Origin of the sequence: Pseudomonas sp. PDM27 (assembly GCF_019219205.1) — a bacterium.
Lineage (GTDB): Bacteria > Pseudomonadota > Gammaproteobacteria > Pseudomonadales > Pseudomonadaceae > Aquipseudomonas > Aquipseudomonas laurylsulfatiphila.
On record NZ_JAHUWF010000034.1, the window covers coordinates 1 to 491 of the forward strand.

Sequence of the window (491 nt, forward strand, 5' to 3'; positions counted from 1 at the left end):
GCTCCGGCGAGTCGCCGGAGGCTAGATCAGTTCGTCGCTGGTTTGAAACGGCGAAATGTCACCGAGACAAGATGTCAGACGATCTCGTCGAGCGCCTCGATCAGACGGGCGCATTCCTGATCGGTGCCGATGGTGATGCGCAGGAAATCGCCGATGCGCGGCTTGGCGAAATGGCGCACCAGCACGGCACGCTCGCGCAGTGCCGTCATCAGCGTTTCGCCGCTATGGCCGGGATGGCGGGCGAAAACGAAGTTTGCCGATGACGGCAGCACCTCGAAGCCGCGCGCGGTCAGTTCGGCCCCAAGGCGCTCGCGCGATGCGATGATCCTGCCGCGGGTTTCCTCGAACCAGGCTTCGTCCTCGATTGCGGCAATGGCGCCAGCCTGGGCCGGACGGCCGAGCGGATAGGAGTTGAAGCTGTCCTTCACCCGCTCCAGCGCCTCGATCAGCGGCCGCTGGCCGATGGCGAAGCCGACGCGCAGGCCGGCAAG

The 491-nt window shown here is 65.8% G+C and carries 1 protein-coding gene; it reads right to left on the minus strand.

The genetic code is table 11. The features are described 5' to 3' along the window. Positions 1-74 precede the first annotated feature (74 nt). A partial coding sequence (locus tag KW838_RS29265) for an aminotransferase class I/II-fold pyridoxal phosphate-dependent enzyme (protein WP_218504373.1) occupies positions 75-491 on the minus strand: 417 nt, incomplete at its 5' end.